Raw genomic sequence first — 26,069 nt, forward strand, 5'->3', positions numbered from 1 at the left:
GCTACGCCGGTCGCATCCTGCAGGACCAGCTCGCGCTGTTCGTCCACTTCGACGATTCGTCGGTCACGCGCTCGGTCCCGGTCGGCGTCGCGGCGCCGGTGTCGGGCACGACGGAGGTCGCGGGCGACACTGCGCAGATCAACCGTTACCTGCTCAAGAAGGTCGACGAGCTCGAACTGTCGGTGCGTTCGGCCAACTGCCTCAAGAACGACAACATCATCTATATTGGCGATCTGGTCGGCAAGACCGAGGCCGAGATGCTGCGCACGCCGAACTTCGGCCGCAAGTCGCTCAACGAGATCAAGGAGGTGCTCTCCAGCATGGGGCTCCGCCTCGGCATGGAGATCCCCGGCTGGCCGCCCGAGAACATCGAGGAAATGGCCAAGAAGCTCGAGCAGGAGATCATGGGCTGAGCCGCATCGGGTTAGCGTCGCTAACCCGAAGACGGCGCCAGCCCGGCCGGCGGATCGGCCCGGCCGATCCGACCGACGACGCGGGACTCGCTCCCGCGTCCCGGCCGCACTTAAAGGGCTCCACATCAGGAGCGACGGCAAACCGGGTGGCCCACCGTCCTACCTGTCCCGGGGTTCCGTGAAACGGCCCCCTGACGAACGAGAAGGAAGACACCATGCGTCACCGTGTAGGCGGTCGTAAACTCCAGCGTACCTCGGCGCACCGCCAGGCGCTGTTCCGCAACATGTCGGCCGCGCTGATCAAGCACGAGCAGATCACCACCACCGTCGCCAAGGCGAAGGAGCTTCGCCCATACATCGAGAAGCTGGTCACGCTGGGCAAGAAGGGCGGTCTGTCGAACCGTCGTCTGGCGCACGCGCGGCTGCTCGACGACGCGCAGCTGGTGAAGCTGTTTGACACGCTCGCGACCCGCTACGCGTCGCGCAACGGCGGCTACACCCGCATCATCAAGGCAGGCATCCGCGCGTCGGACGCGTCACCGATGGCGATCATCGAGTTCGTCGACCGCGACGTCGCGGCGAAGGGCCAGGACTCGGGTCCGGTGATGACCGACGAGGACTATGACGACGCCGCATGAGCGCACGTGAATAGCGTTCGCTATTCACGAGACGCTCAAGGCCGGCCAGCGGCGCACCGCGCCGACTGACGACGCGGATTCGCCGCGGCGGGACTGATACGAAGGGCCGCTCCAGCGATGGGGCGGCCCTTCTCGTACGGGGACGGGGGATCGCAGATGACGCTTCACACCTGGTGGCTGTTCGTCGTCGCGGTGTTCCTGCTGTGCGGCACGCCCGGCCCCAACATGCTCCACATCCTGTCGCGCAGCGTCGAGGTCGGGGTGCGGCGGACGGTGTTCGCGATGGCGGGATGCCTGACGGCGATGCTGATCGTGCTCGCCGCCGCCGCGACGGGGCTGACGACGCTGCTGCGCGCGATCCCCGGCGCGTTCGACGTGCTGCGCTACGTCGGGGTCGCGTACCTGATCTGGCTCGGCATCAAGGCGTGGCGCAGCGACGAGGCGCCCGTCGACGTCGGCGCCGGCACGTTGCCGCGCACGGTGTCGAAGCGCGCGCTGTTCCGCGGCGGGTTCGCGATCGGCATCAGCAATCCCAAGCTGATCCTGTTCGCCGCGGCGTTCTTGCCGCAGTTCGTCACGCGCGCCGCGCCGCAGGCGCCGCAATTCGCGGTCCTCGTCGTCACCTTCGTTGCAATGGAGCTGCTGTGGTACGCGATCTACGCGCTCGGCGGGCGATCGCTGTCGCGCTATATGGCGCGTCCGCGAGTGCGACGCGTGTTCGACCGTGTGACGGGAGCGATCTTCGTCGCATTCGGCGCGGCGCTGTTCACCGCTCGGCTGGCGTAGCGACCGACCGACACGTCGGACCTTTGCGACCTTCCACGCGAGCGACGCACCCGCTACACGCGCGCGCATGGAGCATCCCGACAATATCCTCATCGTCGATTTCGGCAGCCAGGTAACCCAGTTGATCGCGCGCCGCGTGCGCGAGGCGGGCGTCTACAGCGAGGTCGCGCCGTTCAACGCGGCCGCCGAGGCGTTCGAGCGGTTGCAGCCGAAGGGCATCATCCTGTCGGGCGGGCCGTCTTCCGTCACGCTGGAGCACAGCCCGCGCGCGCCGCAGCATCTGTTCGAGGCGGGGGTGCCGATCCTGGGCATCTGCTACGGCCAGCAGTTGATGAGCACGCAGCTGGGCGGCAACGTCGTGATCTCGGGCGACGGCGGCGAGTTCGGGCACGCGATGCTCGACGTGAAGGCCGAGTGCGCGCTGTTCGACGGTCTGTGGGAGGTCGGCTCGCGCCACCAGGTGTGGATGAGCCACGGCGACAAGGTCGACGCGCTGCCGCCCGGTTTCGTGCCGGTCGCCACGTCGGAAGGCGCGCCGTTCGCGATGGTCGCCGACGAGGAGCGCCGCTTCTACGGCGTCCAATTCCACCCGGAGGTGGTCCACACGCCCGACGGCGCCAAGTTGATCGCCAATTTCGCACGCCACGTCTGCGGCCTCGCCGGCGACTGGACGATGGCGGAGTTCCGCGAGACCAAGATCGCCGAGATTCGCGAGCAGGTCGGCTCGGGCCGCGTCATCTGCGGGCTGTCGGGCGGGGTCGATTCGGCTGTGGCGGCGGTGTTGATCCACGAGGCGATCGGCGACCAGCTGACCTGCGTGTTCGTCGACCATGGGCTGATGCGGTCGGGGGAGGCGGAGCAGGTCGTGTCGCTGTTCCGCGGCGCGTACAACATTCCGCTGGTCCACGTGAACGCTGAGCCGCTGTTCATGGGCGGGCTCGCCGGGGTGACCGACCCGGAGGCGAAGCGGAAGTTCATCGGCCGCACCTTCATCGAGGTGTTCGAGGACGAGGCGAAGAAGATCGGCGGCGCGGACTTCCTAGCGCAGGGCACGCTCTACCCCGACGTGATCGAGAGTGTCAGCTTCACCGGCGGGCCGTCGGTGACGATCAAGAGCCACCACAATGTCGGCGGCTTGCCCGAACGCATGAACATGAAGCTGGTCGAGCCGCTGCGCGAACTGTTCAAGGACGAGGTGCGCGAATTGGGACGCGAGCTCGGCCTACCCGAGCATTTCGTCGGGCGCCACCCGTTCCCCGGACCCGGCCTGGCGATCCGCATTCCCGGCGAGGTCACCAAGGAGCGCTGCGACATCCTGCGCCGCGCGGACGCGATCTACCTGGAGGAAATCCGCAACGCCGGGCTGTACGACGCGATCTGGCAGGCATTCGCGGTGCTGCTGCCGGTGCGCTCTGTCGGGGTGATGGGCGACGGGCGGACCTACGATTCGGTGCTGGCGCTGCGCGCGGTCACCTCGACCGACGGGATGACCGCGCAGGCGTTCGAGTTTCCGGGTGGGTTCCTGGCGCGGGTATCGACGCGGATCGTCAACGAGGTGCGCGGGGTCAACCGCGTGACATACGATTACACCTCCAAGCCGCCGGGCACGATCGAGTGGGAGTAAACCGGATGAAGCGAGCAGCCGGGGGCTGCTCGCCCGATTTACTCGGTCGCGCGAGCGGCCGTGAGCGCCTGGACGCAACGATGCCAAAGGAAGCGGGCACGATCCGCCGAACCGGTAAGATCGGCTCCGTCGCAACCGCGCTCGCCGCGCTCTTGCTGCCGATCTCCGCCGGCGCGGCGACGCCGGACCCGCCCGCCTGGACGCCTGCCATCCTGCCGTTCCACCTCGTCGGTCCGATCTGGTACGTCGGGACGGAAGGGCTCGCCAGCTACCTGGTCAGGACGCGCGACGGCGCGATCCTGCTCGACGCGACCATGGCGAAGAACGTGCCCGCGATCGAGCGCAACATCCGCGCGGTCGGCGTGCCGCTCGACCGGGTCAGGCTGCTGCTGGTCAGCCACGCGCATTTCGACCACGCGGCGGGCGACGCGCGGCTGGTACGCGACACCGGCGCGCGCGTCGTGGCGGGCGAGGGCGACGTCGCCGCGCTGGAGAGCGGCGTCCCGCCCGGCGAGACGAGCTACGGCGTGATCCGCTTCCCCGCGGTCAAGGTGTCGCGGGCGGTGCGTGACGGCGATCAGGTGACGCTCGGCGGCGTAACGCTGCGCGCGGTGGCGACGCCCGGACATACGCCCGGCTGCACGAGCTGGACCACGCGCGTGGTCGAGCGCGGCCGTCCGCTTACCGTGATCTTCCCGTGCAGCGTGTCGGTAGCGGGCAACCGCCTGATCGGCAATCGCCGCTATCCCGGGATCGTCGCCGACCTGCGCGCCAGCATCGCGCGGCTGATGCAAGAGCCCGCCGACGTGGTGCTGCCGTTCCATCCCGAACAGGCCGACGTCCGCGCCCGCGCGGCCGGGGGTCGGCTGGTCGCGCCGACCTTGCTCGCGACGCTGATGCGAGCGGCGAGCGCGGATTTCGAGCGCGAGTTGACGCGGCAGACGAGGGAGGCGCAGTGACCCAGCGCGTGACGATGTACGGCTTCCCGAACTGCGACACGATCAAGAAGGCGCGCGCGTGGTTGTCCGATCGCGGGGTCGCGTTCGGCTTTCACGATTACCGCAAGGACGGGCTCGACCGCGCGCTGCTCGACATGCTGATCGACCGCATCGGCTGGGAGGTGCTGCTCAACCGCGCGGGGACGACGTTCCGCAAGCTGCCCGACGCCGAGCGTGCCGACCTAGATCGTGAGCGCGCGGCCGCGCTGATGCTGGCGCAGCCCGGCATGATCAAGCGGCCCGTCCTGGTCACCGGCGATGCGACCGAGGTAGGGTTCAAGCCGACCGCTACGCCGCGCTGCTCGGCTGATTGCGCCGGTCGCTCGCTCGCTGCATGGTGAAAGCGGTGAAGGGAGGCGACATGACGCATCGACCGACGCGCGCGCCGACGTGGTTCCGCATCGTCGCCGTGGTGCTGCTGCTCTGGGCGATCGCGGGCTGCTACGCCTGTATACAGCAGTTCCGGCTCGGCGCGGAGGCGATGGAGCCGGCGAGCGACTACGACCGCGCGCTCTACGCGTCGCTGCCGATCTGGTACAATGCGGTCTACGCGGTGGCGGTCGGGTGCGGGTTGCTCGGCGCGGTCGCGCTGCTCGCGCGCTCGGTGCTGGCGGTGCCGCTGATAACCCTGTCGCTGATCGGCGTCGCGGTCCAGTTCGGCTGGCTGTTCGCCGCCACCGACATCGCCCAGGTCAAGGACTGGTGGACCGCGGTCTTTCCGCTGGTGATCGCCGCCGTCGCTTTGCTGTCGGTGCTGCTCGCGCGGCGCGCCCGCGCGCGCGGCTGGATCGGTTGACGCGGCGCGGGTAAGGAGAGCCATGTCCACTACCTTCACCATCGACACCTCGACCAGCCGCGCGACGCCGGTGTCCGCGCCGATGAAGCGGCTGACCGTGCCGGCCCTGCGCGCCCGCAAGGCGGCGATCGCGGACGGCAAGGGCGAGCCGCTGGTCATGCTGACCGCATATACCGTGCGCATGGCGCAGTTGCTTGATCCGCACTGCGACATGCTGCTGGTCGGCGACAGCCTGGGGCAGGTGATCTACGGCCTGCCGTCGACCGTGCCGGTGACGCTCGCGATGATGGCGGCGCACGGCGCGGCGGTGGTGCGCGGCAGCTATCACGCGGTGGTGGTGATCGACATGCCGTTCGGCAGCTACGAGGCGTCGCCGCAGCAGGCGTTCGAGAGCGCGGCCTATCTGATGAAGGAAACGGGCGCGGCGGCGGTCAAGCTGGAGGGCGGCGCGCCGATGGCGCCGACCGTCGCTTTCCTGTCCGAGCGCGGCATCCCCGTCGTCGGGCACGTCGGGCTGACCCCGCAGGCGGTCAACGCGCTGGGCGGCTACGGCGCGCGCGGGCGGTCGGAGGCGGAGGCGCAGAAAATCGTGTCCGACGCGCAGAGTGTCGCGCAGGCGGGCGCGTTCGCGGTGGTGATCGAGGGCGTGGTGGAGCCGATCGCGCAGGCGATCACGCGGAAGATCGCGGTACCGACGATCGGCATCGGTGCGTCGGCGGACTGCGACGGGCAGGTGCTGGTCGCCGAGGACATGCTGGGCCTGTTCGAGCGCACGCCGCGCTTCGTGAAGCGATACGGTGACATGGCGGGGTACGTGTCGGAGCGGGTCGAGACCTACGCCGCCGAGGTGCGCGCGCGTGCCTTCCCCACGGCCGAGCAGACCTACGCGCCCAAGGCGTGAGGCGCGCCCCTTTCGTTTCAGCGGGCGAGCGGCTAAGCCGCGGCGACTTTCCGACCAAGTGGAGCAAGACGTGGCCCTGACGCCGCAGAATAACGAGGCGTTCCTGCGCGAGGTGGACGAGGAGTACCGCCGCGACCAGATGATCGGCGTGTGGCAGCGTTACGGCCGATGGATCGTGATCGCCGTGGTCGCGATCCTGGTCGCGTTCGGCGCCTATCTGTTCTGGCAGCATCGCGAGCGCGTCGCGGCGGAGAAGGAGGGCGAGACGCTTCAGACCGCCTACGATTATCTGGGGGCCAACGACTTCAACGGCGCGGCCAAGCCGCTGGCCGAGCTCGCGCAGTCGAAGCGTGACGGGTACCGCACGCTGGCGCTGTTCTCGCAGGCCGACGTGCTGCTCGCCAAGAACGACCTGAAGGGCGCGGCGGCCAAGTTCGCCAGCGTCGCGAACGATGCCAGTATCGCCAAGCCGTTCCGCGACCTGGCGCTGATCCGTCAGACCGCGGCGGAGTATGACACGCTGAAGCCCGAGGTCGTGATCCAGCGGATGACTCCGCTCGCGGTCGGTGGCAGCGCGTATCTGGGCAGCGCGGGCGAGATGATGGGTGCCGCCTATCTGGCGCAGGGTAAGCGCGACCTGGCCGGGCAGACCTTCGCGCGGATCGCGCGCGACAAGGACGTGCCCGCGTCGCTGCGTCAACGTGCGGTTCAGATGGCGGGCGTATTGGGGATCGACGCACTGCCGCAGGACGGCGGAACCGGTAAGGGCATCACGGAATGAAGGTTGGCAAGGCAGCACCCGCTGCGCTGGGTATCCTGTTGGCGCTCGGCGGGTGCGGCATCTTCAAGGGGTCGCCCAAGAAGACGCCGACCGTCGGCAACCGCGTCTCGATCCTGGCGTCCGAGAACCGCGCGGAGGTCGACCCTTCGCTCGCCAGCGTGCAGGTGCTGCTGCCGACCCCGGAAACCAACACCGACTGGTCGCAGTCGGGTGGCAGCGCCGACAAGTCGATGGGCCATCTGGCGCTCGCCGCATCGCCGACGCGCGCGTGGACCGCGCAGATCGACGGCGGCAGCAATCGGCAGCGGCTGGGCGCGGCGCCGGTCGTCGCGGAGAACAAGCTGTTCGTGGTCGACGTCGACGCGACCGTTCACGCCTTCGCCGCCGACACGGGCGCCAAGCTGTGGACCGCGAAGGTGACCGAGGGCGACAACAACCAGTCGGCGCGCTTCGGCGGCGGCGTCAGCTACGACGACGCCAAGGTCTACGCGACCGACGGGCTGGGCGACGTCGTCGCGCTGAACGCGGCCGACGGCAAGGAGGTGTGGCGCGCCAAGCCGGGCGGCCCGCTGCGCGGGGCGCCGACGATCGCGAACGGTCAGGTCTACGTGTTGAGCCAGGACAATCAGATCTTCGCGCTCGACCAGGCCGACGGCAAGGTGGTGTGGACGCAGAGCGCGAGCCTGGAGACGCAGGGTCTGTTCGGCGTCGCCGCGCCGGCGGCGAGTTCGGGCACGGTGGTCGCCGGCTTCTCGTCGGGCGAGCTGAACGCGTACCGCTACGAGAACGGCCGCAACCTGTGGCAGGACGCGCTGTCGCGCACCGCGATCTCGACCTCGGTGTCGAGCCTGGCCGACATCAACGCCGACGCGGTGATCGAGGACGGGCGCGTCTACGCGATCGGCGAGGGCGGGCGCATGGTGTCGCTCGACCTCGGCACCGGGCAGCGGTTGTGGGAGCAGAATTTCGCGGGCATCTCGACGCCGTGGCTGGCAGGCGAGTGGCTGTTCGTCGTCACCGACGACGCGCGCGTCGTCAGCCTGTCGCGCGCCAACGGCAAGGTGCGCTGGATCGGGCAGCTGCCCGCATTCAAGAACGAGAAGAAGCGCGAGAACGCCTTCACCTGGTTCGGGCCGGTGCTGGCGGGCGAGCGGTTGTGGCTGACCAACTCGCGCGGCGAACTGGTCGCGGTGTCGCCGGCGGACGGCAGCCAGCTCGCGACGATCGAGGCCGGCGACGCCTTCTCGCTGCCGCCGATCGTCGCCAACAACACGCTCTACGTGCTGGACGACAAGGGCCAGCTGTCCGCCTATCGCTGAGCTAAGGCGGCGTCGCCGCAGCAGGTGACGGGGACGGCATGATGCGCTAGGCACCGGCGCATCATGTCCCGTCTACCTGTGGTCGCGATCGTCGGCCGTCCCAACGTCGGCAAGTCGACGCTGTTCAACCGCCTCGTCGGCAAGAAGCTCGCGCTGGTCGACGATCGCCCCGGCGTCACGCGCGACCGGCGCGAGGGCGAGGCGCACCTGCTCGGGCTCGACTTCCGCATCATCGACACCGCGGGATACGAGGACGAGGACCCCGACACGCTGCCCGGCCGGATGCGGCGCCAGACGCAGGCCGCGGTCGACAGCGCCGACGTCGCCTTGTTCCTGTTCGATTCGCGCGCGGGGGTGATCCCGCTCGACGAGGAGATCGCGCGCTGGCTGCGCGGGTCCGACACGCCGGTCATCCTGGTCGCCAACAAGGCGGAGGGTCGCAGCGGCGAGCAGGGCGTGCTCGAATCGCTCGCGCTCGGCTTCGGCGATCCGGTGCAATTGTCGGCCGAGCACGGCGAGGGCATCGCCGACCTGTTCGAGGCATTGCTGCCGCACATCGAGCGCGGCGAGGACGAGGTAGAGCCCGACGACGAAGACCTCGGCCCCGACGCGCCGCTCAAGCTGGCGATCGTCGGACGTCCGAATGCGGGCAAGTCGACGCTGGTCAACCGCATGCTGGGCGAGGACCGGATGATCACCGGTCCCGAGGCCGGGATCACGCGCGATTCGATCGCGGTCGACTGGGAGTGGCTCGGCAGCCCGATGGGGCCGCGCAAGGTGCGGCTGATCGACACGGCGGGCATGCGCAAGCGCGCCAAGGTGCAGGACAAGCTGGAGAAACTGTCGGTCGCCGACGCGCTCCACGCGGTCGACTTCGCCGAAGTGGTGGTGCTGCTGCTCGATGCGACGCTGGGGCTCGAATCGCAGGACCTGCGGATCGCCGACCGCGTGCTGGAGGAAGGCCGCGCGCTCGTCATCGCGCTCAACAAGTGGGACGTGTCGGAGGAGCCGTCGAAGACCTTCAACGGCGTCAAGGCGGCGCTGGATGAGGGGCTGGCGCAGGTAAAGGGCGTGCCGCTGCTGACCGTGTCGGCGGCGACCGGCAAGGGGATCGATCAGCTGATCGCCGCCGCGTTCGAGACGCGCGACGCGTGGTCGCGGCGCGTCGGAACGGGCGAGCTCAACCGCTGGTTCGAACGCGCGATCGAGGCCAATCCGCCGCCGGCGCCCGGCGGCAAGCGGATCAAGCTGCGCTACCTGACCCAGGCGAAGACGCGTCCGCCCGGCTTCGTGCTGTTCGGCACGCGCGTCGACCAGCTGCCGATGAGCTACCAGCGCTACCTGATCAACGGCATCCGCCGCGAGCTGGGGTTCGGCGCGGTGCCGGTGCGCCTCATGCTGCGCGCGCCCAAGAACCCATTCGATCATTGATCCGATTGTAGTTCTTTGCCGCGCGGTGCTTACACGTTGTTTACGCGCGGCTCGCTAAAAACCCCACGACGTCTGGTCTAGCGTGCGAGGGAAGCAAGGGTGTCGTTCGACGGAGGAGTGCTGGTCGACCGCGCGGCGTTGGCGCGGGCGCGCGCGGAGCTGGGCGAGGATTTCGCGCGCATCCTCGGCTATTTTCGCGAGGACGGGCTGAAGTCGCTCGACGCGATCGAGGCAGCCTCGCGCGAGCAGGACGCGACCGCGCTGGTGCTACCCGCGCACACGCTGAAGGGCGAGGCGAGCCAGTTCGGCGCCAGCCCGCTCGCCGCCCTGGCGGAGAAGCTGGAGACGCTCGCGCGCGAGTGCGTGGAGCTGCACACGAAGCCGACCGCGGGGGTGCCCGACGTGCTGGCGCTGCGGCCGCTGTTCGACGCGACGCTCGCCTATCTGAAACGCGAGGCGCAGCCGGTCACCGTGCGTCGCCCAGGCGGCTTCGGGCGCCGGATCGGCTAGAGGCGCAACGCGACGGTGCGTCCGCGCACCAGGCTGCGCCACACCCACTCGAGCGGGCCGTAGCGGTAGCGCGCGAGCCAGGCGGGCGACCAGATCAGCATCAGCGCCCAGACCGGCGGCACCAGCGCGTAGAGCCACGCCCGACCGATCGCACCGAACAGCCCCAGTCCCCAGCCGGCGAACAGCAGGTCCATCAGCAAGGTGGTGCCGAGATAGTTGCTGAACGCCATCCGCCCCGTCGCCGCCAGGCGCGCGCTCCACGCGCCGCTCGACCGCGACAGCAGCACGAGCAGCGCGGCGTAGCCGGTGTAGCCGATCATGCGCAGCGGCAGGCTGAGCACTAGGGAGCCGGTATAGACCCAGCGCTGGTCGAACCCGCTCGCCATCGTGTGCCAGCCGATCGCGGCGTAGCCGGCGAGCGACACGGGCACGCAGGCGAGCGCGACGCGGGCGTAGGCGGCACGCGACCACCCTCCCGTCACGAAGCCCGAGCGCAGGCCCGCCATGCCGAGCAGCATCGCGCCCAGCGTGTCGGGTGCGATGATTGGCAGCAGGGTGAGGGGATTGGTCGCTCGCTGCCACCGCCACGCCGCCGCCTCGGCGAAGCTGCCGCGCATCGCCGCGATCTCGTTCAGCATATCCGACCGCGGCGGCACGCCGAAGGCGGCGCCGAAACCGTTCCACACCGCCACGTCGGCCGGTGTCGCGCGAGCGGCGGCGGCGAACAGCGCGGCGGCGCTGGCGGCGTTCATCACGACCGACACCAGCAGTGCTGCCAGCGCGAGCAGCAGCAGCGTCCGCGCGCGTGCCTGGTGGAAGAACAGCGCGACGACGCCTGTCAGCGCGTAATGCGCCAGGATGTCGCCCCACCAGAACAGGTAGAGGTGCAGGCAGCCGATCACGAACAGCCAGAACATGCGCCTGAGATGCAGCGCCGCGCCATTGTCGCCGCGCGCGTCGGCGCGTTCGATCACCAGCAGCATCGAGGCGCCGAACAGCGCGGAGAACAGCCCGCGCATCCGCCCTTCGACGAAGACGAAGTTGAGCAGCCACGCCGTCTTCTCGGGCACGCCCGCGCCGCCCCAGGCGAGCGGCGAGAAATAGGCCGCGCCCGGCAACCCGAACGCGACGATGTTGGCGAGCAGGATGCCCATCACCGCGACGCCGCGCACCACGTCGAGCGACCGGTGACGCGCGTCCGGCGCTACCGGGTCGCTATCCTCGCCGGCGGCGATCAGAGCGCGGGCTCGGTCGCCATCAGCGTGGGAAAGAACCCCTCGTGCGCGCGGCGCAGGTCGGCGAGCGAGACGGCGTAGTCGCCGTCGCGAAGTTCGAAGATCACGCGCGTGCCGATCGCGCGACCGAGCGGCTCGGCGTCGATGCCGGCGTCGAGCGCGGATTGCAGAAAGTTGAGCAGCGCGTGGTCGTGGACGGTCGCGACGTAGACGCCCTGATCCTCGGCGAACAGCGACGGGGCGGTGTCGAACGGCAGCGCGCGGTCGACCATCGCGCCGATGTTGCCCGCGAGCGCCATCTCCGCGATCGTCACCGCGAGCCCGCCGTCGGAGACGTCGTGCACCGCCGAGAGCTGCCCCGCATCGATCGCGCGGCGGACGAAGTCGCCGGTGCGGCGCTCGGCGTCCAGGTCGACGCGCGGCGGCGGGCCTTCCTCGCGCGCGTGGAGCTCGCGCAGCCACAACGACTGGCCGAGATCACCGCGGCGGCGGCCGATGACGATGATGATGTCGCCCGCCTGCTTGAACGCGATCGTCGCGCTCTTGTCCCATTGTTGCAGCAACCCGACGCCGCCGATCGCGGGGGTGGGGAGGATCGCCGATCCGCCGCCGGTCGCCTTCGATTCGTTGTAGAGGCTGACGTTGCCCGACACGATCGGGAAATCGAGCGCGCGGCACGCCTCGCTCATCCCCTCCAGGCAGCCGACGATCTGCCCCATGATTTCGGGACGCTGCGGGTTGGCGAAGTTGAGGCAGTTGGTGACCGCCAGCGGCGTCGCGCCGACCGCGGTCAGGTTGCGCCACGCTTCCGCGATCGCCTGCTTTCCGCCCTCGACCGGGTCGGCGTAGCAGTAGCGCGGGGTGCAGTCGGTGGTCATCGCCAGCGCCTTGTCGGTGTCGTGAACGCGCACCACCGCGGCGTCGCCGCCGGGGCGCTGCACCGTGTCGGCGCCGACCATGTGGTCGTACTGTTCCCAAATCCAGCGGCGGCTGGCGATGTCGGGCGAGCCCATCAGCGCGAGCAGGTCGGCGGCGGGGTCGCGGCACTCGGGCACGTTGACCAATGCCTTGGCGGGCGGGGTCGGCACGTGCGGGCGGTCGTAGAGCGGCGCGTCGTCGGCGAGCGGGCCAAGCGGGATGTCGCACACCGTCTCGTTCTGCCACTTCAGCACCATGCGCCCTGTGTCGGTGACGTGGCCGATGACCGCGAAGTCGAGCTCCCACTTCTCGAAGATCGCTTGCGCGAAATCCTCGCGGCCGGGTTTCAGCACCATGAGCATGCGCTCTTGGCTCTCCGACAGCATCATCTCGTACGGCGTCATGCCGGTCTCGCGCTGCGGCACGTCGTCCATGACCAGTTCGATGCCGACGCCGCCCTTCGACGCCATCTCCACCGACGACGAGGTGAGCCCGGCCGCACCCATGTCCTGGATCGCGACGATCGCGTCCGAAGCCATCAGTTCGAGGCACGCTTCGATCAGCAGCTTCTCGGTGAAGGGATCGCCGACCTGCACGGTCGGGCGCTTGGCATCGGCGTCCTCGCCGAAGTCGGCGGAGGCCATGGTCGCGCCGTGGATGCCGTCGCGCCCGGTCTTGGAGCCGACGTAGACGATCGGATTGCCGACGCCGCTGGCGGCCGAGTAGAAGATCTTGTCGGTGGCGGCGACGCCGACGGTCATCGCGTTGACCAGGATGTTCCCGTCATAGGCCGGGTGGAAATTCACCTCGCCGCCGACCGTCGGTACGCCGACGCAATTGCCGTAGCCGCCGATGCCGTGGACCACGCCCGAGATCAGGTGGCGCATCCTGGGATGATCGGGGCGCCCGAAGCGCAGCGCGTTCAAGTTCGCGACCGGGCGCGCGCCCATCGTGAACACGTCGCGCAGGATACCGCCGACCCCGGTTGCCGCGCCCTGGTAGGGCTCGATGTAGGACGGGTGGTTGTGCGACTCCATCTTGAAAATCGCGGCCTGGCCGTCTCCGATGTCGATCACGCCGGCGTTCTCGCCCGGACCGCAGATCACCCAGGGCGCCTCGGTCGGCAGCTTCTTTAGGTGGATGCGGCTCGACTTGTACGAGCAATGCTCGCTCCACATGACCGAGAAGATGCCGAGTTCGACCAGGTTCGGCTCGCGGCCGAGCGCGTGGAGCACGCGGTCGTACTCATCGGGCGACAGGCCGTGCTCGGCGACGATCTCGGGGGTAATCGAAGTCATGTGCGCGCGCATAGCGGGGCAGGCGCGCGGATGCCAGCGCAGCCGAACGCGGTCGCGGCGCGTTCACCGCGCCGAAGGAGAGCGCATCGTGACCGATCCCACCGAACTGACACCCGAGGAGTTGAAGGACGTGGCCGCGAAAGAGGAGCAGGAAGGCGTCGTCGACCCGCAGACCGCGAACGAGGCGGCGACCGAGGACTGAGCCGCCGCGCGGCGATCAGCGGCGGCGATGGCGATAGTGCTTGAGCCGCCGCAGCAGTCCGCGCTTCTCGAACGCTTCGAACATTTCGGCCGGGCCCTCGGGGTCGAGCACCTCGTGCTCGGCGAGCCACGCCTGCACGTCGTTCAGGTCGAGTATCTCGTAGGGGATCAGCGTCTTGCCGTCGCCGCGCAGCCGCTCGATCGTGGCGATCAGCCCGTCGCGCGCGACGCCCTCGCTGACCTGCGCGACGTCGACCGCCAGATGCTCGGCGAGCAGGTCATCGCGGATCGCGGCGATCTTGGGTCCCTCGTCGGCGATCGTCACGTCGCACTCGGTGTCGAGCCGCATCGAGCGATTGTTGAAGTTGGACGAACCGATGCGGATCACGTCGTCGTCCACCACCAGCACCTTGGCATGGCAGTAGATGCCGGTGCCGTCGGTCGTGACCGGGTGGTACATGCGGAAACGCCCCGCGTGGTCGCGGCGCTGCAGCTCGGCGACCAGTCGCGCGCGCGCCGTGTCCATCGCGATCGGCTCCAGCCACCCCTGCGCGGTGGTCGGATTGATGACGACGATCTCGGGCGGGTCGGGTTCGACCAGCCGCTCGGCGATCGCCTCGGCGATGCGGCGCGAGGCGAAATACTGGCTCTCGGCGTAGATGCGGCGCTTCGCGCGCGCGATCAGCGCGAGGTATAATTCCTCGATCTCGCGCAACTCATCCTGCCCCTCGTGGAGCGGTTGCGAGCGCGAGATCGCGACGTCGACGTCGGTGAAATCGGGCTCGATACTCTCGGGCCAGCACTCGCCGACACCGGACGGCGGCGTGATCGGCACGCCGCCCGCGATCTTCCAGCGCGTGCGGCATAATTCGCCCAGCGCGCGCGCGACCGGCCCCTGGAGCGCGGTGGTCGCGTCGTGCCACGGCTTGTAGGAGAAGCCGTGCGGCGAGCGACGGCGCGGGTCCTCGTCGACGTGCTCGCGCGTGTCCCAGCGCTCGTCGGTCATGTCGATGCCGCCGCAGAACGCGACGCAATCGTCGATCACCACGATCTTCTGGTGCTGCGACGCGGCGGTCGGGTGATGCCCGTCGAGCTTCAGGTGGATGCGCTTCTCGCGAAAGCGCCAGCGCAGCATGGTCAGCAGCGTCTTGCCGCGAAACAGCGTCTTGAACGCGCCCTTGTCCCAGCGAAGGATGTAGACCTGCAACTCGGGCCGACGCTTCACCAGCCAGGTGATGAAGTCGCCGACCGTCGTGGGCGCCTCCGGGTGATCCTCGCCGTAGGCGAGCGTGATGCGCGCGTCGAAGTCCCAGCCGACCAGCAGGATCTGCTGCTTGGCATTCAGCATCGCCTCGCGCGCGACGCGGAAGTAAGCGTCGGCGTCGATGATTACGGCCGCCTTGGCCGCGCGCTCGACGCGCCAGCGCGTCTTCTCGGGCAGGGTCACAGGATGTCCCGGATGACCGACGGTGGCCGGCCGAGGCGGACGCCCCGTTCGGTCTCGACCAGCGGACGCTCGATCGTGCGCGGATCACGCGCCATCAGGTCGAGCGCGGCGTCGTCGTCGGCGACGTCGGGAGCGTCCCGGCGCAAGCTCTCGCGCGGGCTCAACCCACCGCGCGCGTACCAGCCGGCGAGTTCGTCGCGCGTCGGCGGCTGCTTGAGATAGTCGACCACCGTCACCTCGGCGCCCGCTTCGTGCAGGATCGCGAGCGCCTCGCGCGACTTGGAACAGCGCGGGTTGTGGAGGATGGTGGCCCTCATCGCCGGGTCTTCTGCATGGCGTCTTCTACCGCGCGGCGGGGCTGGGTCTAGTGCTCGACCCATCGCGACCTCGGAGCCACGAAAAAGCCGGGGCAAGCTCAGTGACTTGCCCCGGCTGTAATCTTTCACGACGGCGCGGATCAGGCGTCCTGCCGCGCCAGCCAGTCCTCCAGCCACTTGATCGTGTAGTCACCCGACTGGAACTCGGCGTCGTCGAGCAGCGCCTGGTGGAGCGGGATGGTGGTCTTCATTCCCTCGATCACGAACTCCTCCAGCGCGCGGCGTAGGCGGCGCAGCGCACCCTGGCGGGTCGTGCCGTAGACGATCAGCTTGGCGATCATGCTGTCGTAGTAAGGCGGGACCTTGTAGCCGGCGTAGAGTCCCGAATCGACGCGGACGTGCATGCCGCCTGGCGCGTGATACTGTTTCACCAGGCCAGGCGAGGGCGCGAAGGTGCGCGGGTCCTCGGCGTTGATACGGCACTCGATCGCGTGGCCGCGGAAGACGACGTCTTCCTGCCTGAGCGTCAGCGGCTTACCCTCGGCGACGCGGATCTGCTCGCGCACCAGGTCGAGCCCGGTGATCGCCTCGGTCACCGGATGCTCCACCTGCAGCCGGGTGTTCATCTCGATGAAGTAGAACTCGCCGTTCTCCCACAGGAACTCGATCGTCCCCGCGCCGCGATAGCCCATGTCGGCCATTGCGCGCGCGCAAATGCCGCCCATGCGCGCGCGCTCCTCCGGCGTGATGACGGGCGAGGGCGCTTCCTCCAGCACCTTCTGATGGCGGCGCTGGAGCGAGCAATCGCGCTCGCCCAGGTGGATCGCGTTGCCGCGGCCGTCGCCGAAGATCTGGAACTCGATGTGGCGCGGATTGCCGAGATACTTCTCAATGTAGACGGTGGCGTCGCCGAACGCGGCCTTCGCCTCGCTGCCGGCCTGCGCCATCAGCGTCTCGAGCTGATCGGGGCTGGTGCACACCTTCATGCCGCGACCGCCGCCGCCCGACGCCGCCTTGATGATGACGGGGTAGCCCGCGGCTTGCGCGATCGCCTTCGCCTCGTCCACGTCGCTGACCGCGCCGTCGGAGCCCGGGACGAGCGGCAGGCCGAGCGCGCCCGCGGTGCGCTTCGCCTCGATCTTGTCGCCCATCGTGCGGATGTGCTCGGGCTTGGGCCCGACGAAGATCAAATTGTGCAGCTCGACGATCTCGGCGAACTTGGCGTTCTCGCTCAGGAAACCGTAGCCGGGATGGATCGCGTCGGCGCCCGAGATCTCGGCGGCCGAGATGATGTTGGGGATATTGAGATAGCTCTCCGCCGCGGACGGCGGGCCGATGCAGATCGCCTGGTCGGCGAGCCGCACGTGCATCGCGTCGGCGTCGGCGGTGGAGTGCACCGCGACCGTCTTGATCCCCATTTCGTGGCACGCGCGGTGGATGCGCAGTGCGATCTCGCCGCGGTTGGCGATCAGCAGCTTCTTGATCTGCGGCACGGCTCCTTACTCGACCACCACGAGCGGCTGGTCGAACTCGACCGGCTGGCCGTTCTCGACCAGCACCGCCTTGACCGTGCCGGCGGACGGCGCGGTGATCGGGTTCATCACCTTCATGGCTTCCACGATCAGCAGCGTGTCGCCCGCCGCCACAGTCTGGCCGATCGCGGCGAAGGGCTTCGCGCCCGGCTCGGCGGCGAGGTAGACGGTGCCGACCATCGGCGAGCGGACCGCGTTGGCATCGCTGGGCGCGGACGGACCGGCGTTGTCGACCTGCGGCGCGGCGGCGGCGGGCGCGGCACTCGCGGCGGCGGGTGGCGGTGCGTAGTGCAGCGGCGCGGCGGCGACCTGTGCCGCCTTGCGCGCGACGCGGATCTTGCGGTCGCCGTCCTCGACCTCGATCTCGGTCAGCTGCGTGGTGTCGAGCAGCTCGGCGAGCTGGCGCACGAGGTTCACGTCGACCTGCATCGCACCGCCGCTTGCGTCATTCATGTCGGCCATCAGCCTTGATTCCCCTTCAAGGGCGCGCGCTGTGTCAGAACTGTGCCGCCGCTTCAAGCGCGAGGGCGTAGGACAGCGCGCCGAATCCCGCAACCGTTCCGCGCGCGGCGCGACCGACGAAGGAGGTGTGGCGGAAGTCCTCGCGCGCGTGCGGGTTGGACAGGTGGACCTCGATTACCGGGGTGCGGATCGCCTTGATCGCGTCGTGGAGCGCGATCGACGTGTGGGTGAAGGCGCCCGCGTTCAGGATCACCGCGCGCGCGTCATACGCCTGCGCCTCGTGCAGCCAGTCGACCAGATGCCCCTCGTGGTTCGACTGCCGCATGTCGATCGTGAGCCCCAGCGCGCGCGCGCGGTCCTCCAGCCGACCGGCGATGTCGTCCAGCGTGTCGTGGCCGTAGATCTCCGGCTCGCGCGTGCCGAGCAGGTTGAGGTTGGGGCCGTTCAGGACAAAGACGGTCGCGTTATCGGGTGCGGGCATGAGCTGCTTTCTTGAACAAGGGGCAGGCGAGGATTAGGTGCCGGAGCATCACCGCTCTAGCCCGCTCGCCCGTCGCTTGTCGAAGGGCCGCGCTTCGTTCCGGGAAGGCGGGGCGTGGGGCCAGCGACCATCCCTCCCGACAACGGACGGGGGCGCGTGCCCTCGATGCAGCTGATATGCCCCATTCCGACGGTACCGTCTCGATTGTCGTCAACGGCGAGCACAAGCGTGTCAAGGCGGGGCTGACGATCGCCGACCTCGCCGAGCAGCTGGGGCTAGTGCCCGAGAAGGTGGCGGTGGAGCGCAACCTGGAGATCGTGCCGCGCTCGACGCTGGGCGACGTCTGCGTCGAGGACGGCGACGAGCTGGAGATCGTCCATTTCGTTGGGGGAGGTGACCATGCCGGGCCGATCGCCGACGACACCTGGACCGTCGCGGGCAAGACGTTCCGGTCGCGGCTGATCGTCGGCACGGGGAAGTACAAGGACTTCGCGCAGAACGCCGCCGCGCTGGAAGCCTCGGGCGCGGAGATCGTCACGGTCGCGGTGCGGCGCGTCAACGTGTCCGATCCCAAGGCGCCGATGCTGACCGACTTCATCGATCCCAAGCGCGTCACCTACCTGCCCAACACCGCGGGCTGCTTCACCGCGGACGAGGCGATCCGCACGCTGCGACTGGCGCGCGAGGCGGGCGGCTGGGACCTCGTCAAGCTGGAGGTGCTGGGCGAGGCGCGCACGCTCTATCCCGACATGCGCGAAACGTTGAAGGCGACCGAGGTGCTGGTTCGCGAGGGCTTCAAGCCGATGGTCTACTGCGTCGACGACCCCATCGCGGCGAAGCAGCTTGAGGAAGCGGGTGCGGTCGCGATCATGCCGCTGGGCGCGCCGATCGGATCGGGGCTGGGCATCCAGAACCGCGTCACGATCCGGCTGATCGTAGAGGGCGCGACGGTGCCGGTGCTGGTCGACGCGGGCGTCGGCTGCGCGTCGGACGCGGCGGTGGCGATGGAACTCGGTTGCGACGGCGTGCTGATGAACACCGCGATCGCGGAGGCCAAGGACCCGATCATGATGGCGGCGGCGATGAAGGCCGCGGTCGAGGCGGGACGGATGAGCTATCGTGCGGGGCGCATGGGGCAGCGGCGCTACGCCGACCCGTCGAGCCCGCTCGCCGGACTGATCTGAAGCAACACGCCCCCGGAACAACCGTCGCGCGATGTCGTTTCTCTCGTCTAGATTCAACCAACCAGAGACGCAGGAGATAAGGCGATGGGTGAGCTCACCGACAAGATCAAGGGCAACGTCAACGAGCTGGTCGGCAAGGCCAAGGAAGCGTTCGGCGAGCACAACGACGACGCCAGCCTGAAGGCGGAAGGCCAGGCCCAGCAGGCCGAGGGCAAGGGCGAGCAGATGAAGGGCAGCGTCAAGGGCGCTCTCGGCGACGACATCTGATCCACCACTTGCGTTAATTGAGAGGGCCGCTCCGGACACCGGGGTGGCCCTTCTCATTTGTTGAGCAGCGCGCCGAAACCGATTCCGACGGCCGCGATGGCCAGTACGCTTGCCGCGATCATCAGCGCGCCGTCCCTGACGGTCAGCGCCAGGCCGAATGCCGCGATCGCCAACATCGGCGCAGTGGTGGCGAGCGGCAGCAGTTCGAGCGGCGGCACGCACATCGCCATGACGATGCACCCGACCGCCGCCGCGCGCACGAACGGACCCTTGGTCAGCGCGGGCAGCCGGCCGTGGAACCAGCGGTCGAGGACCCGCGCGACGCCGCGGACCTTGCCGGTCGCCTTCTTCACCTTGGCCGAAGTGATCGCGCGACGTTCCACGACGCCCGGCAGCCACAGATGCTCGCGCCCGAGCACCATCTGGCACGCGATTAGCACGACGACGATCGCCATCGCGGTCGGCAGGCCGGGGATGCTGCCGATCGGCGAGATGTCGATCAGCGGGATGACGACGAGGAACGGGCCGAATCCGCGACTGCCGAGCGCCTTCACCACATCGCCGACGGCTACGTTATCCTCCTTGTCGGCAAGGTCAGCGATCCGGTCGAGTATATCGGAAACGCTGTGCGGGTCGTCGGCCATACACACCCAACCTGCGCGTGGCTCAGCGATTGCGGATCGCCTCCAGCGTCGTCGCGGCGGTGATTACCTCGACATCGGTCTTCAGGTGGAGCAGCCGCACGCCGTCCTGCGCCATCGCGCGATCGAGCGCGGGCGCGAAGTCGGCGGTCGCCTCGACCGTTTCCGCCCAGCAGCCAAAAGCGCGCGCGAGCGCGGCGAAGTCGGGGTTGCGCAGCCGGGTGGCCGACACGCGGCGCGGGAACTCGCGTTCCTGATGCATGCGGATCGTCCCGTAGGCGGCGTTGTCGACGATGATGACGAGCATCGACGCATCGTGCTGGACCGCGGTGGCCAGTTCCTGCCCGTTCATCAGGAAGTCGCCGTCGCCCGCGACCGCGACGACCGTCCGTTCGGGCCGGCGCAGGCTCGCCGCGACCGCTGCCGGCACGCCGTAGCCCATCGCGCCGCAGGTCGGGGCAAGCTGCGTACCCGGCCCGGCGTAGCGCCAGTAGCGGTGCCACCAGCCCGAGAAATTGCCCGCACCGTTGCAGATGATCGTGTCCGCGGGCAGCCGCTCTCGCATCGCGGCGACGCAGGGACCAAGGTCGAGCGCGACGCCGTCGCGCGGTGCGGGGGTGCTCCACGACTGATAGTCTGCGCGCGCGTCGAAGGCGGTCGGGTGCGCGGGGCCGTCGACCGACATTAGCGCCTCGGCGAACTCGGCCATGCCGGCGCAGATCGCGAGATCGGTGCGGTAGGTCATGCCGAGCTCGTTCGCGTCCGGGTGGACGTGGACGAGCCGCTGGCCCGGGTGGTCGAGGGTGACGAGCGTGTAGCCGTCGGTGGTCGCCTCGCCGAGCCTCGGCCCGACGACCAGCAGCAGGTCGGCCGCCTTCACGCGCGCGACCAGCTTGGGATTTGGGCCATAGCCGAGATTGCCGGCATAGGACGGGCAGTCGTTGGGCACCGCGTCCTGCCGCCGGAATGCGGCGACCAGCGGCACGCCGGTGCGGTCGGCCCAGGCGGCGATGTCCTCCGCCGCGCGCTCGTCCCAGCCAGCGCCGCCGACGATTGCGACCGGGCGCTCGGCGGTGGCGAGCAGGTCGGCGAGCTGCGCCACCGCGTCCACGTCGGGTGCCTGCGCGACGCGCTCGACGCGAGGGCGGTCGATCGCCACGACCTCGTCGAGCAGCATGTCCTCGGGCAGCGCGAGCACGACCGGGCCGGGGCGCCCGTTCATCGCGACCGAATAGGCGCGCGCGACATATTCGGGGATGCGGCGCGCGTCGTCGATCCGCGCGGCCCATTTCGCGATCGGCGTGAACATCGCCTCGAAATTCATCTCCTGAAACGCCTCGCGGTCGCGGGTGCCGCGGTCGACGTCGCCGACGAACAGGATCATCGGCTGCGTATCCTGCCGCGCGACGTGGACGCCGATGCTGGCGTTGGTCGCGCCGGGCCCGCGCGTGACGAAGGCGACGCCGGGGCGGTGCGTCAGCGCGCCGTCGGCGCAGGCCATGAACGCGACCCCGCCCTCCTGCCGACATACCACCGTCTGTATCGCCGGCACGTCGTGGAGTGCGTCGAGCACCGCGAGAAAACTCTCGCCCGGCACGGTGAAGATTTGCTCGCACCCCTGCGCGACGAGTTGGTCGACGAGGATGCGCCCGCCCGTCCTGATCTGCTCGGTTCCGATGCTCTCCATGCGCGCGAGCCTAGCGCCCGCGACGGCGAGGCGGCAAGCGCTTGCGCTTTCGGTGCGGCTGGCTGATCCTCGCCGGCACAAAAAAGAGAGGAGCGGATCATGGCGGCGTTCGAGCTGGTGGCGGATGGCTTGCGCTTTCCCGAGGGGCCGGTGGTCATGCCCGACGGCAGCGTCATCCTGGTCGAGATCGAACCCGGCCGCGTCACTCGCGTGACGCCGGACGGCCGAAAGGAGGTGGTGGCGACGCCCGGCGGCGGCCCCAACGGTCTCGCGCTCGGGCCCGACGGCATGCTCTATTGCTGCAACAACGGCGGGTTCCACTATGTCGAGAACAACGGCATGCTCAGCCCTCACGGCATCGCCGCGGATTACTCGGGCGGCCGGATCGAGCGGATCGACCCCGCGACGGGTGGCGTCGAGGTGCTGTACCGATCGGGCGATCATGGCGTTACGCTGCGCGGCCCCAACGACCTCGTGTTCGACGCGCACGGTGGGTTCTGGTTCACCGACCACGGCAAGGTCGATTACGCCCGCCGCTGCCACGACGTGGTCGGCATCTTCTACGCGAAGGCCGACGGCAGCTTCATCGAGGAGGTAATCTTCCCGTCGATGAACCCCAACGGCATCGGCCTGTCGCCCGATGGGCGCACGCTCTACGCCGCGGAAACCTACACCTGCCGGCTGATGAAGTTCGAGGTGACCGCGCCGGGCAAGGTCGCGCCGGACGCGGGACCGGGCGGGCCCGGCATCCCGCTCTACAGGCCCGCGGGGTACAAGTTCTTCGACTCCCTGGGGATGGAGGCGTCGGGCAACATCTGCGTCGCGACGATCGGCGAGTGCGGGATCAGCGTCGTCTCGCCCACCGGCGAGCTGGTCGAGTTCGTCGCCACGAACGACATATTCACCACCAACATCTCCTTCGGCGGCCCCGACATGATGGACGCGTTCATCACGCTGTCGGGCACGGGGCGGCTGGTGAAGACGCGCTGGGCGCGGCCCGGCTTGACGCTGCACTATTGAGCGCGTGCAGACGTTGGCGCGTGGACAAGCGCGTGTCGAGCGACGATGAGCAGCGGACAGAGTTTGGGGGAAAACGGTTGCGCGACACGGTGATCTTCGACTTCGGCGGCGTCATCACGTCGTCGCCCTTCGAGGCATTCGCGCGCATGGAGCGCGAGCGCGGGCTGCCCGAGAACCTGATCCGGCGCATCAATGCGACCGATCCCGACACCAACGCCTGGGCGCGGTTCGAGCGCGCGGAGATCGACGCTGCAGGCTTTGACGCCGCGTTTGCCGAGGAAGCGCGCGTGCTAGGGCACGAATTGCGCGGCGAGGACGTGCTCGCGCTGCTCGCCGGCGACATCCGCCCGCGCATGGTCCACGCGCTCGATTGGCTAAAGCAGAACGGTTATTACGTGGGCTGCATCACCAACAACGTGCCCGCGGGCGAAGGGGCGGGCATGTCGCGCACCGCGGAGAAGGCGGCGCTGGTCGCGCAAGTGCTCGAACGGTTCGACCACGTGATCGAATCGAGCAAGGTCGGGCTGCGCAAACCCGATCCGAAGATCTACCGCATGATGCTCGACATGGCGGGCAAGGCGCCGGAGCAGTGCATCTACCTCGACGACCTTGGCATCAACTGCAAACCGGCCGCCGCACTCGGCATGACCGCGATCAAGGTGGCGGGCGAGGGGCAGGCGCTCGACGATCTGGCGCGCGCGCTGGGCGTGATGCCGGGGTCGTTCTGAGCCGCCCCGCGACGTTGTGCGATTGACCGGCTCGCCCGTGCGTCGGTAAGCGGCGAGGTGAGAGAGAGGTTGTCGCGATGAAGAAGCTTTACACCGATGCGGCCGCGGCGCTCGACGGGCTGCTGTTCGACGGCATGACGATCTGCGCCGGCGGGTTCGGACTGTGCGGCGTGCCCGAGCGGTTGATCGACGCGATCCGCGATGCGGGCACGCAGCGGCTGACGATCGCGAGCAACAATGCCGGGATCGACGGCGAGGGGCTGGGCAAGCTGCTGCGCACGCGGCAGGTCGCCAAGATGATCTCGAGCTACGTCGGCGAGAACAAGGAGTTCGAGCGGCAGTATCTGTCGGGCGAGCTTGAGGTTGAGTTCTGTCCGCAGGGGACGCTGGCCGAGCGTTGCCGCGCGGGCGGCGCGGGTATCCCCGGCTTCTACACCAAGACGGGCGTCGGCACTTTGGTGGCCGAGGGCAAGGAGGTGAAGGCGTTCGACGGAGAGGATTACATCTTGGAGCGCGGCATTCGCGCCGACATTTCGATCATCAAGGGGTGGAAGGCGGACGAGAGCGGCAACCTGATCTTCCGCAAGACCGCGCGCAACTTCAACCAGCCGATGGCGACCGCGGGGCGGGTGTGCGTGGCGGAAGTCGAGGAGGTGGTGCCGGTCGGCACGCTCGACCCCGATCACATCCATCTGCCCGGCATTTACGTGAAGCGCATGATCGTCGGCGCGCCGTACGACAAGAAGATCGAGTTCCGACTCACTCGTCCGCGGCCGGAGGCGAGTGCGGCAGCGGCGGGCAGCGAGGTCTGACGCGGTGCGGGCAGCGCTGATCGGCATGCTCGCGGCGGCGACCGCGCTGGCGGGGTGCGCAACGGCGACCACGTCCGCGCCGCGCGCCGCGCCGGTCGAGCACATGCCGATCATCGACACCGGGCCCCCGCCTGGCATGGCGTACCTCTACGGATCGGCCGAGGCGGTCGCGCTGAGCGAGCAGGCGTATAACGGCATGCTCGGCTACGTCCGCGCGCTGACGGACCGGGCGCGCGACGCGCGCGGGCGACTGCCGCACCAGCGCGCGGCCGGTACGCTGCCGCGCTGGCCCGCGACCGCGTCGGCGGTGCTGGCGGCGGGGTCGACCGCCGCGGTGCCGCAGCCGGTGTCGTGCGGCGCGCTGCCGCCCGCGGTGGTGCTCGACATGGACGAGACCACGGTGCTGAACCTCGGTTACGAGTATAATGACGCGCAGACCGGGCAGGGGTATGACGCCAAGCGCTGGGACGCGTGGGAGCGCGGCGGGGTGGACAAGGTGATCGCGGTGCCGGGCGCGGTGGCCGCGTTTCGCCAGCTGCGCGCCGCGGGCGTTACGGTGATCATCAACACCAACCGAAGTGCCGCGAACGCCGCCGACACCGCGCGCGCGCTCGCCGGCGCGGGGCTGGGCACGTTCGAGCACGGCAAGACGCTGTGGCTGAAGGGCGACGCCGACGGCAAGTCGGGCAAGGACGGCCGGCGGCAGGCGATCGCCGAGCGCTACTGCGTGCTGGCGCAGATGGGTGACCAGCTCGGCGACTTCGCCGATTTCTTCAACCCGCCCGGTCCCGCGCCCGCGTCGGGCCGCCGCCTGCTGCCGAGCACCAGCCGCGTCGTCGCGCGCTGGGGTGCGGGGTGGTTCATCCTGCCCAATCCCGTCTACGGCACCGGGCTCGGCTCGGGCTGGGACGACACCTTTCCCGCGGACCGCCGCTGGAGCCAGATGCCCGAAGGAGTGAAGTGATGGCTGACCCAAAGAGGGCTGATGTGAAGGGCTGGGACCGCAACGGCATGGCCGCGCGCGCGGCGAAGGAGTTGCAGGACGGCTTCTACGTCAACCTGGGCATCGGCATCCCGACGCTGGTGGCGAACAACATTCCCGACGGCATGACCGTGACGCTCCAGTCGGAGAACGGGATGCTGGGCATCGGTCCGTTCCCGTACGAGGGCGAGGAGGACGCAGACCTGATCAACGCGGGAAAACAGACGATCAGCGAACTGCCGCAATCGGCCTATTTCGGGTCGGAGCAGAGCTTCGCGATGATCCGCGGCGGGCACATCGACCTGACCGTGCTGGGCGCGATGGAGGTGGCGGAGAACGGCGACATCGCCAACTGGATGATCCCCGGCAAGATGATCAAGGGCATGGGCGGCGCGATGGACCTGGTCGCGGGCGTCAAGAAGATCATCGTGGTGATGGAGCACACCGCCAAGGACGGCTCCCCGAAGTTCCTGCCCGAATGCTCGCTGCCGCTCACCGGGCGGAACGTGGTCGACATGATCGTGACCGACCTCGCGGTGTTCCAGCGCTCCGATCACCAGTCGCCGTTCCGGCTGGTGGAACTGGCACCGGGCATCACCGCGGATGAGGTCGCCGCGAAGACGACGGCGCGTTACGTCGCCTGAGCCCCGGCGCGCGGCG

Annotated in this window: 28 protein-coding genes; 19 read left to right on the forward strand and 9 right to left on the reverse strand. The window is 69.2% G+C overall.

Going from position 1 to position 26,069, the window contains the following annotated elements:
- The 12 genes from ACFDS6_RS09835 to ACFDS6_RS09890 all read left to right on the forward strand — a co-directional run.
- A partial coding sequence (locus tag ACFDS6_RS09835) for a DNA-directed RNA polymerase subunit alpha C-terminal domain-containing protein (protein WP_375271986.1) occupies window positions 1-413 on the forward strand: 413 nt, incomplete at its 5' end.
- A gap of 215 nt (window positions 414-628) precedes the next feature.
- Complete coding sequence (rplQ, locus tag ACFDS6_RS09840; protein WP_375271987.1) at window positions 629-1,051, forward strand: 50S ribosomal protein L17; 423 nt, start codon at window positions 629-631, stop codon at window positions 1,049-1,051.
- Window positions 1,052-1,207: 156 nt separating this feature from the next.
- Window positions 1,208-1,837: a LysE family translocator gene (locus ACFDS6_RS09845; RefSeq protein WP_375271988.1), complete on the forward strand. Its 630-nt coding sequence runs from the start codon at window positions 1,208-1,210 to the stop codon at window positions 1,835-1,837.
- Between the two features lie 67 nt (window positions 1,838-1,904).
- Window positions 1,905-3,461: a glutamine-hydrolyzing GMP synthase gene (gene guaA, locus ACFDS6_RS09850; protein ID WP_375271990.1), complete on the forward strand. Its 1,557-nt coding sequence runs from the start codon at window positions 1,905-1,907 to the stop codon at window positions 3,459-3,461.
- 80 nt (window positions 3,462-3,541) lie between these two features.
- Window positions 3,542-4,420 carry a subclass B3 metallo-beta-lactamase gene (bla, locus tag ACFDS6_RS09855; RefSeq protein ID WP_375271991.1) on the forward strand — a complete coding sequence of 293 codons (879 nt, stop codon included), beginning with the start codon at window positions 3,542-3,544 and terminating at the stop codon, window positions 4,418-4,420.
- Entirely contained in the window at window positions 4,417-4,800 is a 384-nt protein-coding gene (locus ACFDS6_RS09860; protein WP_375271992.1) for an ArsC family reductase, read from the forward strand. Before bla ends, ACFDS6_RS09860 begins: the two co-directional genes overlap by 4 nt.
- A 20-nt stretch (window positions 4,801-4,820) precedes the next feature.
- A complete protein-coding gene (locus tag ACFDS6_RS09865; protein WP_375271993.1) occupies window positions 4,821-5,255 on the forward strand; it encodes a hypothetical protein in 435 nt (144 codons plus the stop codon).
- Between the two features lie 22 nt (window positions 5,256-5,277).
- Window positions 5,278-6,156 (forward strand): 3-methyl-2-oxobutanoate hydroxymethyltransferase, encoded by an 879-nt coding sequence (gene panB, locus ACFDS6_RS09870; RefSeq protein WP_375271994.1) that lies wholly within the window; start codon window positions 5,278-5,280, stop codon window positions 6,154-6,156.
- 70 nt (window positions 6,157-6,226) lie between these two features.
- Window positions 6,227-6,937 carry a tetratricopeptide repeat protein gene (locus ACFDS6_RS09875; protein WP_375271995.1) on the forward strand — a complete coding sequence of 237 codons (711 nt, stop codon included), beginning with the start codon at window positions 6,227-6,229 and terminating at the stop codon, window positions 6,935-6,937.
- A complete protein-coding gene (locus ACFDS6_RS09880; protein ID WP_375271996.1) occupies window positions 6,934-8,256 on the forward strand; it encodes a PQQ-binding-like beta-propeller repeat protein in 1,323 nt (440 codons plus the stop codon). Before ACFDS6_RS09875 ends, ACFDS6_RS09880 begins: the two co-directional genes overlap by 4 nt.
- Window positions 8,257-8,319: 63 nt before the next feature.
- Window positions 8,320-9,687: a ribosome biogenesis GTPase Der gene (gene der / locus ACFDS6_RS09885; RefSeq protein ID WP_375271997.1), complete on the forward strand. Its 1,368-nt coding sequence runs from the start codon at window positions 8,320-8,322 to the stop codon at window positions 9,685-9,687.
- 99 nt (window positions 9,688-9,786) lie between these two features.
- On the forward strand, window positions 9,787-10,197 hold the full coding sequence (locus ACFDS6_RS09890; protein WP_375271998.1) for an Hpt domain-containing protein: 411 nt from the start codon (window positions 9,787-9,789) through the stop codon (window positions 10,195-10,197).
- Here ACFDS6_RS09890 and ACFDS6_RS09895 read toward each other — a convergent pair.
- The 7 genes from ACFDS6_RS09895 to aroQ all read right to left on the reverse strand — a co-directional run bounded on the left by ACFDS6_RS09895 (window position 10,194) and on the right by aroQ (window position 18,088).
- Window positions 10,194-11,369 carry a DUF418 domain-containing protein gene (locus tag ACFDS6_RS09895; protein WP_375271999.1) on the reverse strand — a complete coding sequence of 392 codons (1,176 nt, stop codon included), beginning with the start codon at window positions 11,367-11,369 and terminating at the stop codon, window positions 10,194-10,196. The genes ACFDS6_RS09890 and ACFDS6_RS09895 overlap by 4 nt on opposite strands.
- Before the next feature lie 62 nt (window positions 11,370-11,431).
- Entirely contained in the window at window positions 11,432-13,648 is a 2,217-nt protein-coding gene (gene purL / locus ACFDS6_RS09900; protein ID WP_375272000.1) for a phosphoribosylformylglycinamidine synthase subunit PurL, read from the reverse strand.
- A gap of 217 nt (window positions 13,649-13,865) precedes the next feature.
- Window positions 13,866-15,296, reverse strand: a complete 1,431-nt coding sequence (locus ACFDS6_RS09905; protein ID WP_375272001.1) for a phospholipase D-like domain-containing protein — start codon at window positions 15,294-15,296, stop codon at window positions 13,866-13,868.
- Entirely contained in the window at window positions 15,293-15,613 is a 321-nt protein-coding gene (locus ACFDS6_RS09910; protein ID WP_375272002.1) for an ArsC/Spx/MgsR family protein, read from the reverse strand. The genes ACFDS6_RS09905 and ACFDS6_RS09910 overlap by 4 nt, the downstream gene beginning before the upstream one ends.
- Window positions 15,614-15,753: 140 nt before the next feature.
- Window positions 15,754-17,106 (reverse strand): acetyl-CoA carboxylase biotin carboxylase subunit, encoded by a 1,353-nt coding sequence (gene accC, locus ACFDS6_RS09915; protein ID WP_375272003.1) that lies wholly within the window; start codon window positions 17,104-17,106, stop codon window positions 15,754-15,756.
- A gap of 6 nt (window positions 17,107-17,112) precedes the next feature.
- Window positions 17,113-17,598: an acetyl-CoA carboxylase biotin carboxyl carrier protein gene (gene accB, locus ACFDS6_RS09920; RefSeq protein ID WP_375272030.1), complete on the reverse strand. Its 486-nt coding sequence runs from the start codon at window positions 17,596-17,598 to the stop codon at window positions 17,113-17,115.
- Window positions 17,599-17,641: 43 nt separating this feature from the next.
- Entirely contained in the window at window positions 17,642-18,088 is a 447-nt protein-coding gene (gene aroQ / locus ACFDS6_RS09925; RefSeq protein WP_375272004.1) for a type II 3-dehydroquinate dehydratase, read from the reverse strand.
- Window positions 18,089-18,264: 176 nt separating this feature from the next.
- Here aroQ and thiS point away from each other — a divergent pair, with 176 nt between their 5' ends.
- The gene (gene thiS / locus ACFDS6_RS09930) at window positions 18,265-19,272 is read left to right on the forward strand and encodes a sulfur carrier protein ThiS (protein WP_375272005.1); all 1,008 of its coding nucleotides are present in this window, start codon (window positions 18,265-18,267) and stop codon (window positions 19,270-19,272) included.
- A gap of 84 nt (window positions 19,273-19,356) precedes the next feature.
- Window positions 19,357-19,539: a CsbD family protein gene (locus ACFDS6_RS09935; protein ID WP_375272006.1), complete on the forward strand. Its 183-nt coding sequence runs from the start codon at window positions 19,357-19,359 to the stop codon at window positions 19,537-19,539.
- 53 nt (window positions 19,540-19,592) lie between these two features.
- On the opposite strand, the gene ACFDS6_RS09940 is transcribed toward ACFDS6_RS09935, so the two are convergent.
- Window positions 19,593-20,183, reverse strand: a complete 591-nt coding sequence (locus ACFDS6_RS09940; protein ID WP_375272007.1) for an exopolysaccharide biosynthesis protein — start codon at window positions 20,181-20,183, stop codon at window positions 19,593-19,595.
- A gap of 22 nt (window positions 20,184-20,205) precedes the next feature.
- Window positions 20,206-21,867, reverse strand: coding sequence for a thiamine pyrophosphate-binding protein (locus ACFDS6_RS09945; RefSeq protein WP_375272008.1), 1,662 nt, complete (start codon window positions 21,865-21,867; stop codon window positions 20,206-20,208).
- Window positions 21,868-21,966: 99 nt separating this feature from the next.
- On the opposite strand from ACFDS6_RS09945, the gene ACFDS6_RS09950 reads away from it, so the two are divergent.
- The 5 genes from ACFDS6_RS09950 to ACFDS6_RS09970 all read left to right on the forward strand — a co-directional run bounded on the left by ACFDS6_RS09950 (window position 21,967) and on the right by ACFDS6_RS09970 (window position 26,053).
- Window positions 21,967-22,887 (forward strand): SMP-30/gluconolactonase/LRE family protein, encoded by a 921-nt coding sequence (locus ACFDS6_RS09950; RefSeq protein WP_375272009.1) that lies wholly within the window; start codon window positions 21,967-21,969, stop codon window positions 22,885-22,887.
- 32 nt (window positions 22,888-22,919) lie between these two features.
- Window positions 22,920-23,615: an HAD-IA family hydrolase gene (locus ACFDS6_RS09955; protein ID WP_375272010.1), complete on the forward strand. Its 696-nt coding sequence runs from the start codon at window positions 22,920-22,922 to the stop codon at window positions 23,613-23,615.
- Window positions 23,616-23,692: 77 nt separating this feature from the next.
- On the forward strand, window positions 23,693-24,427 hold the full coding sequence (locus ACFDS6_RS09960) for a CoA transferase subunit A (RefSeq protein ID WP_375272011.1): 735 nt from the start codon (window positions 23,693-23,695) through the stop codon (window positions 24,425-24,427).
- A gap of 136 nt (window positions 24,428-24,563) precedes the next feature.
- Entirely contained in the window at window positions 24,564-25,391 is an 828-nt protein-coding gene (locus ACFDS6_RS09965) for an HAD family acid phosphatase (protein ID WP_375272031.1), read from the forward strand.
- Complete coding sequence (locus ACFDS6_RS09970) at window positions 25,391-26,053, forward strand: CoA transferase subunit B (RefSeq protein ID WP_375272012.1); 663 nt, start codon at window positions 25,391-25,393, stop codon at window positions 26,051-26,053. Before ACFDS6_RS09965 ends, ACFDS6_RS09970 begins: the two co-directional genes overlap by 1 nt.
- Window positions 26,054-26,069 lie beyond the last annotated feature (16 nt).

Origin of the sequence: Sphingomonas sp. (assembly GCF_042095875.1) — a bacterium.
In the GTDB taxonomy this organism is placed as follows: Bacteria; Pseudomonadota; Alphaproteobacteria; order Sphingomonadales; family Sphingomonadaceae; genus Sphingomonas.

Bases quoted from the DNA above. Each gene is read 5' to 3' on its own strand.
- aroQ (WP_375272004.1), bottom strand. From the start codon at position 18,088: ATGCCCGCACCCGATAACGCGACCGTCTTTGTCCTGAACGGCCCCAAC.
- ACFDS6_RS09880 (WP_375271996.1), top strand. From the start codon at position 6,934: ATGAAGGTTGGCAAGGCAGCACCCGCTGCGCTGGGTATCCTGTTGGCG.
- rplQ (WP_375271987.1), top strand. From the start codon at position 629: ATGCGTCACCGTGTAGGCGGTCGTAAACTCCAGCGTACCTCGGCGCAC.
- bla (WP_375271991.1), top strand. From the start codon at position 3,542: ATGCCAAAGGAAGCGGGCACGATCCGCCGAACCGGTAAGATCGGCTCC.
- purL (WP_375272000.1), bottom strand. From the start codon at position 13,648: ATGACTTCGATTACCCCCGAGATCGTCGCCGAGCACGGCCTGTCGCCC.
- ACFDS6_RS09910 (WP_375272002.1), bottom strand. From the start codon at position 15,613: ATGAGGGCCACCATCCTCCACAACCCGCGCTGTTCCAAGTCGCGCGAG.
- ACFDS6_RS09940 (WP_375272007.1), bottom strand. From the start codon at position 20,183: ATGGCCGACGACCCGCACAGCGTTTCCGATATACTCGACCGGATCGCT.
- ACFDS6_RS09865 (WP_375271993.1), top strand. From the start codon at position 4,821: ATGACGCATCGACCGACGCGCGCGCCGACGTGGTTCCGCATCGTCGCC.
- guaA (WP_375271990.1), top strand. From the start codon at position 1,905: ATGGAGCATCCCGACAATATCCTCATCGTCGATTTCGGCAGCCAGGTA.
- ACFDS6_RS09935 (WP_375272006.1), top strand. From the start codon at position 19,357: ATGGGTGAGCTCACCGACAAGATCAAGGGCAACGTCAACGAGCTGGTC.
- panB (WP_375271994.1), top strand. From the start codon at position 5,278: ATGTCCACTACCTTCACCATCGACACCTCGACCAGCCGCGCGACGCCG.
- ACFDS6_RS09970 (WP_375272012.1), top strand. From the start codon at position 25,391: ATGGCTGACCCAAAGAGGGCTGATGTGAAGGGCTGGGACCGCAACGGC.
- thiS (WP_375272005.1), top strand. From the start codon at position 18,265: ATGCCCCATTCCGACGGTACCGTCTCGATTGTCGTCAACGGCGAGCAC.
- ACFDS6_RS09960 (WP_375272011.1), top strand. From the start codon at position 23,693: ATGAAGAAGCTTTACACCGATGCGGCCGCGGCGCTCGACGGGCTGCTG.
- ACFDS6_RS09945 (WP_375272008.1), bottom strand. From the start codon at position 21,867: ATGGAGAGCATCGGAACCGAGCAGATCAGGACGGGCGGGCGCATCCTC.
- ACFDS6_RS09965 (WP_375272031.1), top strand. From the start codon at position 24,564: ATGGCGTACCTCTACGGATCGGCCGAGGCGGTCGCGCTGAGCGAGCAG.
- ACFDS6_RS09845 (WP_375271988.1), top strand. From the start codon at position 1,208: ATGACGCTTCACACCTGGTGGCTGTTCGTCGTCGCGGTGTTCCTGCTG.
- accB (WP_375272030.1), bottom strand. From the start codon at position 17,598: ATGAATGACGCAAGCGGCGGTGCGATGCAGGTCGACGTGAACCTCGTG.
- der (WP_375271997.1), top strand. From the start codon at position 8,320: ATGTCCCGTCTACCTGTGGTCGCGATCGTCGGCCGTCCCAACGTCGGC.
- ACFDS6_RS09950 (WP_375272009.1), top strand. From the start codon at position 21,967: ATGGCGGCGTTCGAGCTGGTGGCGGATGGCTTGCGCTTTCCCGAGGGG.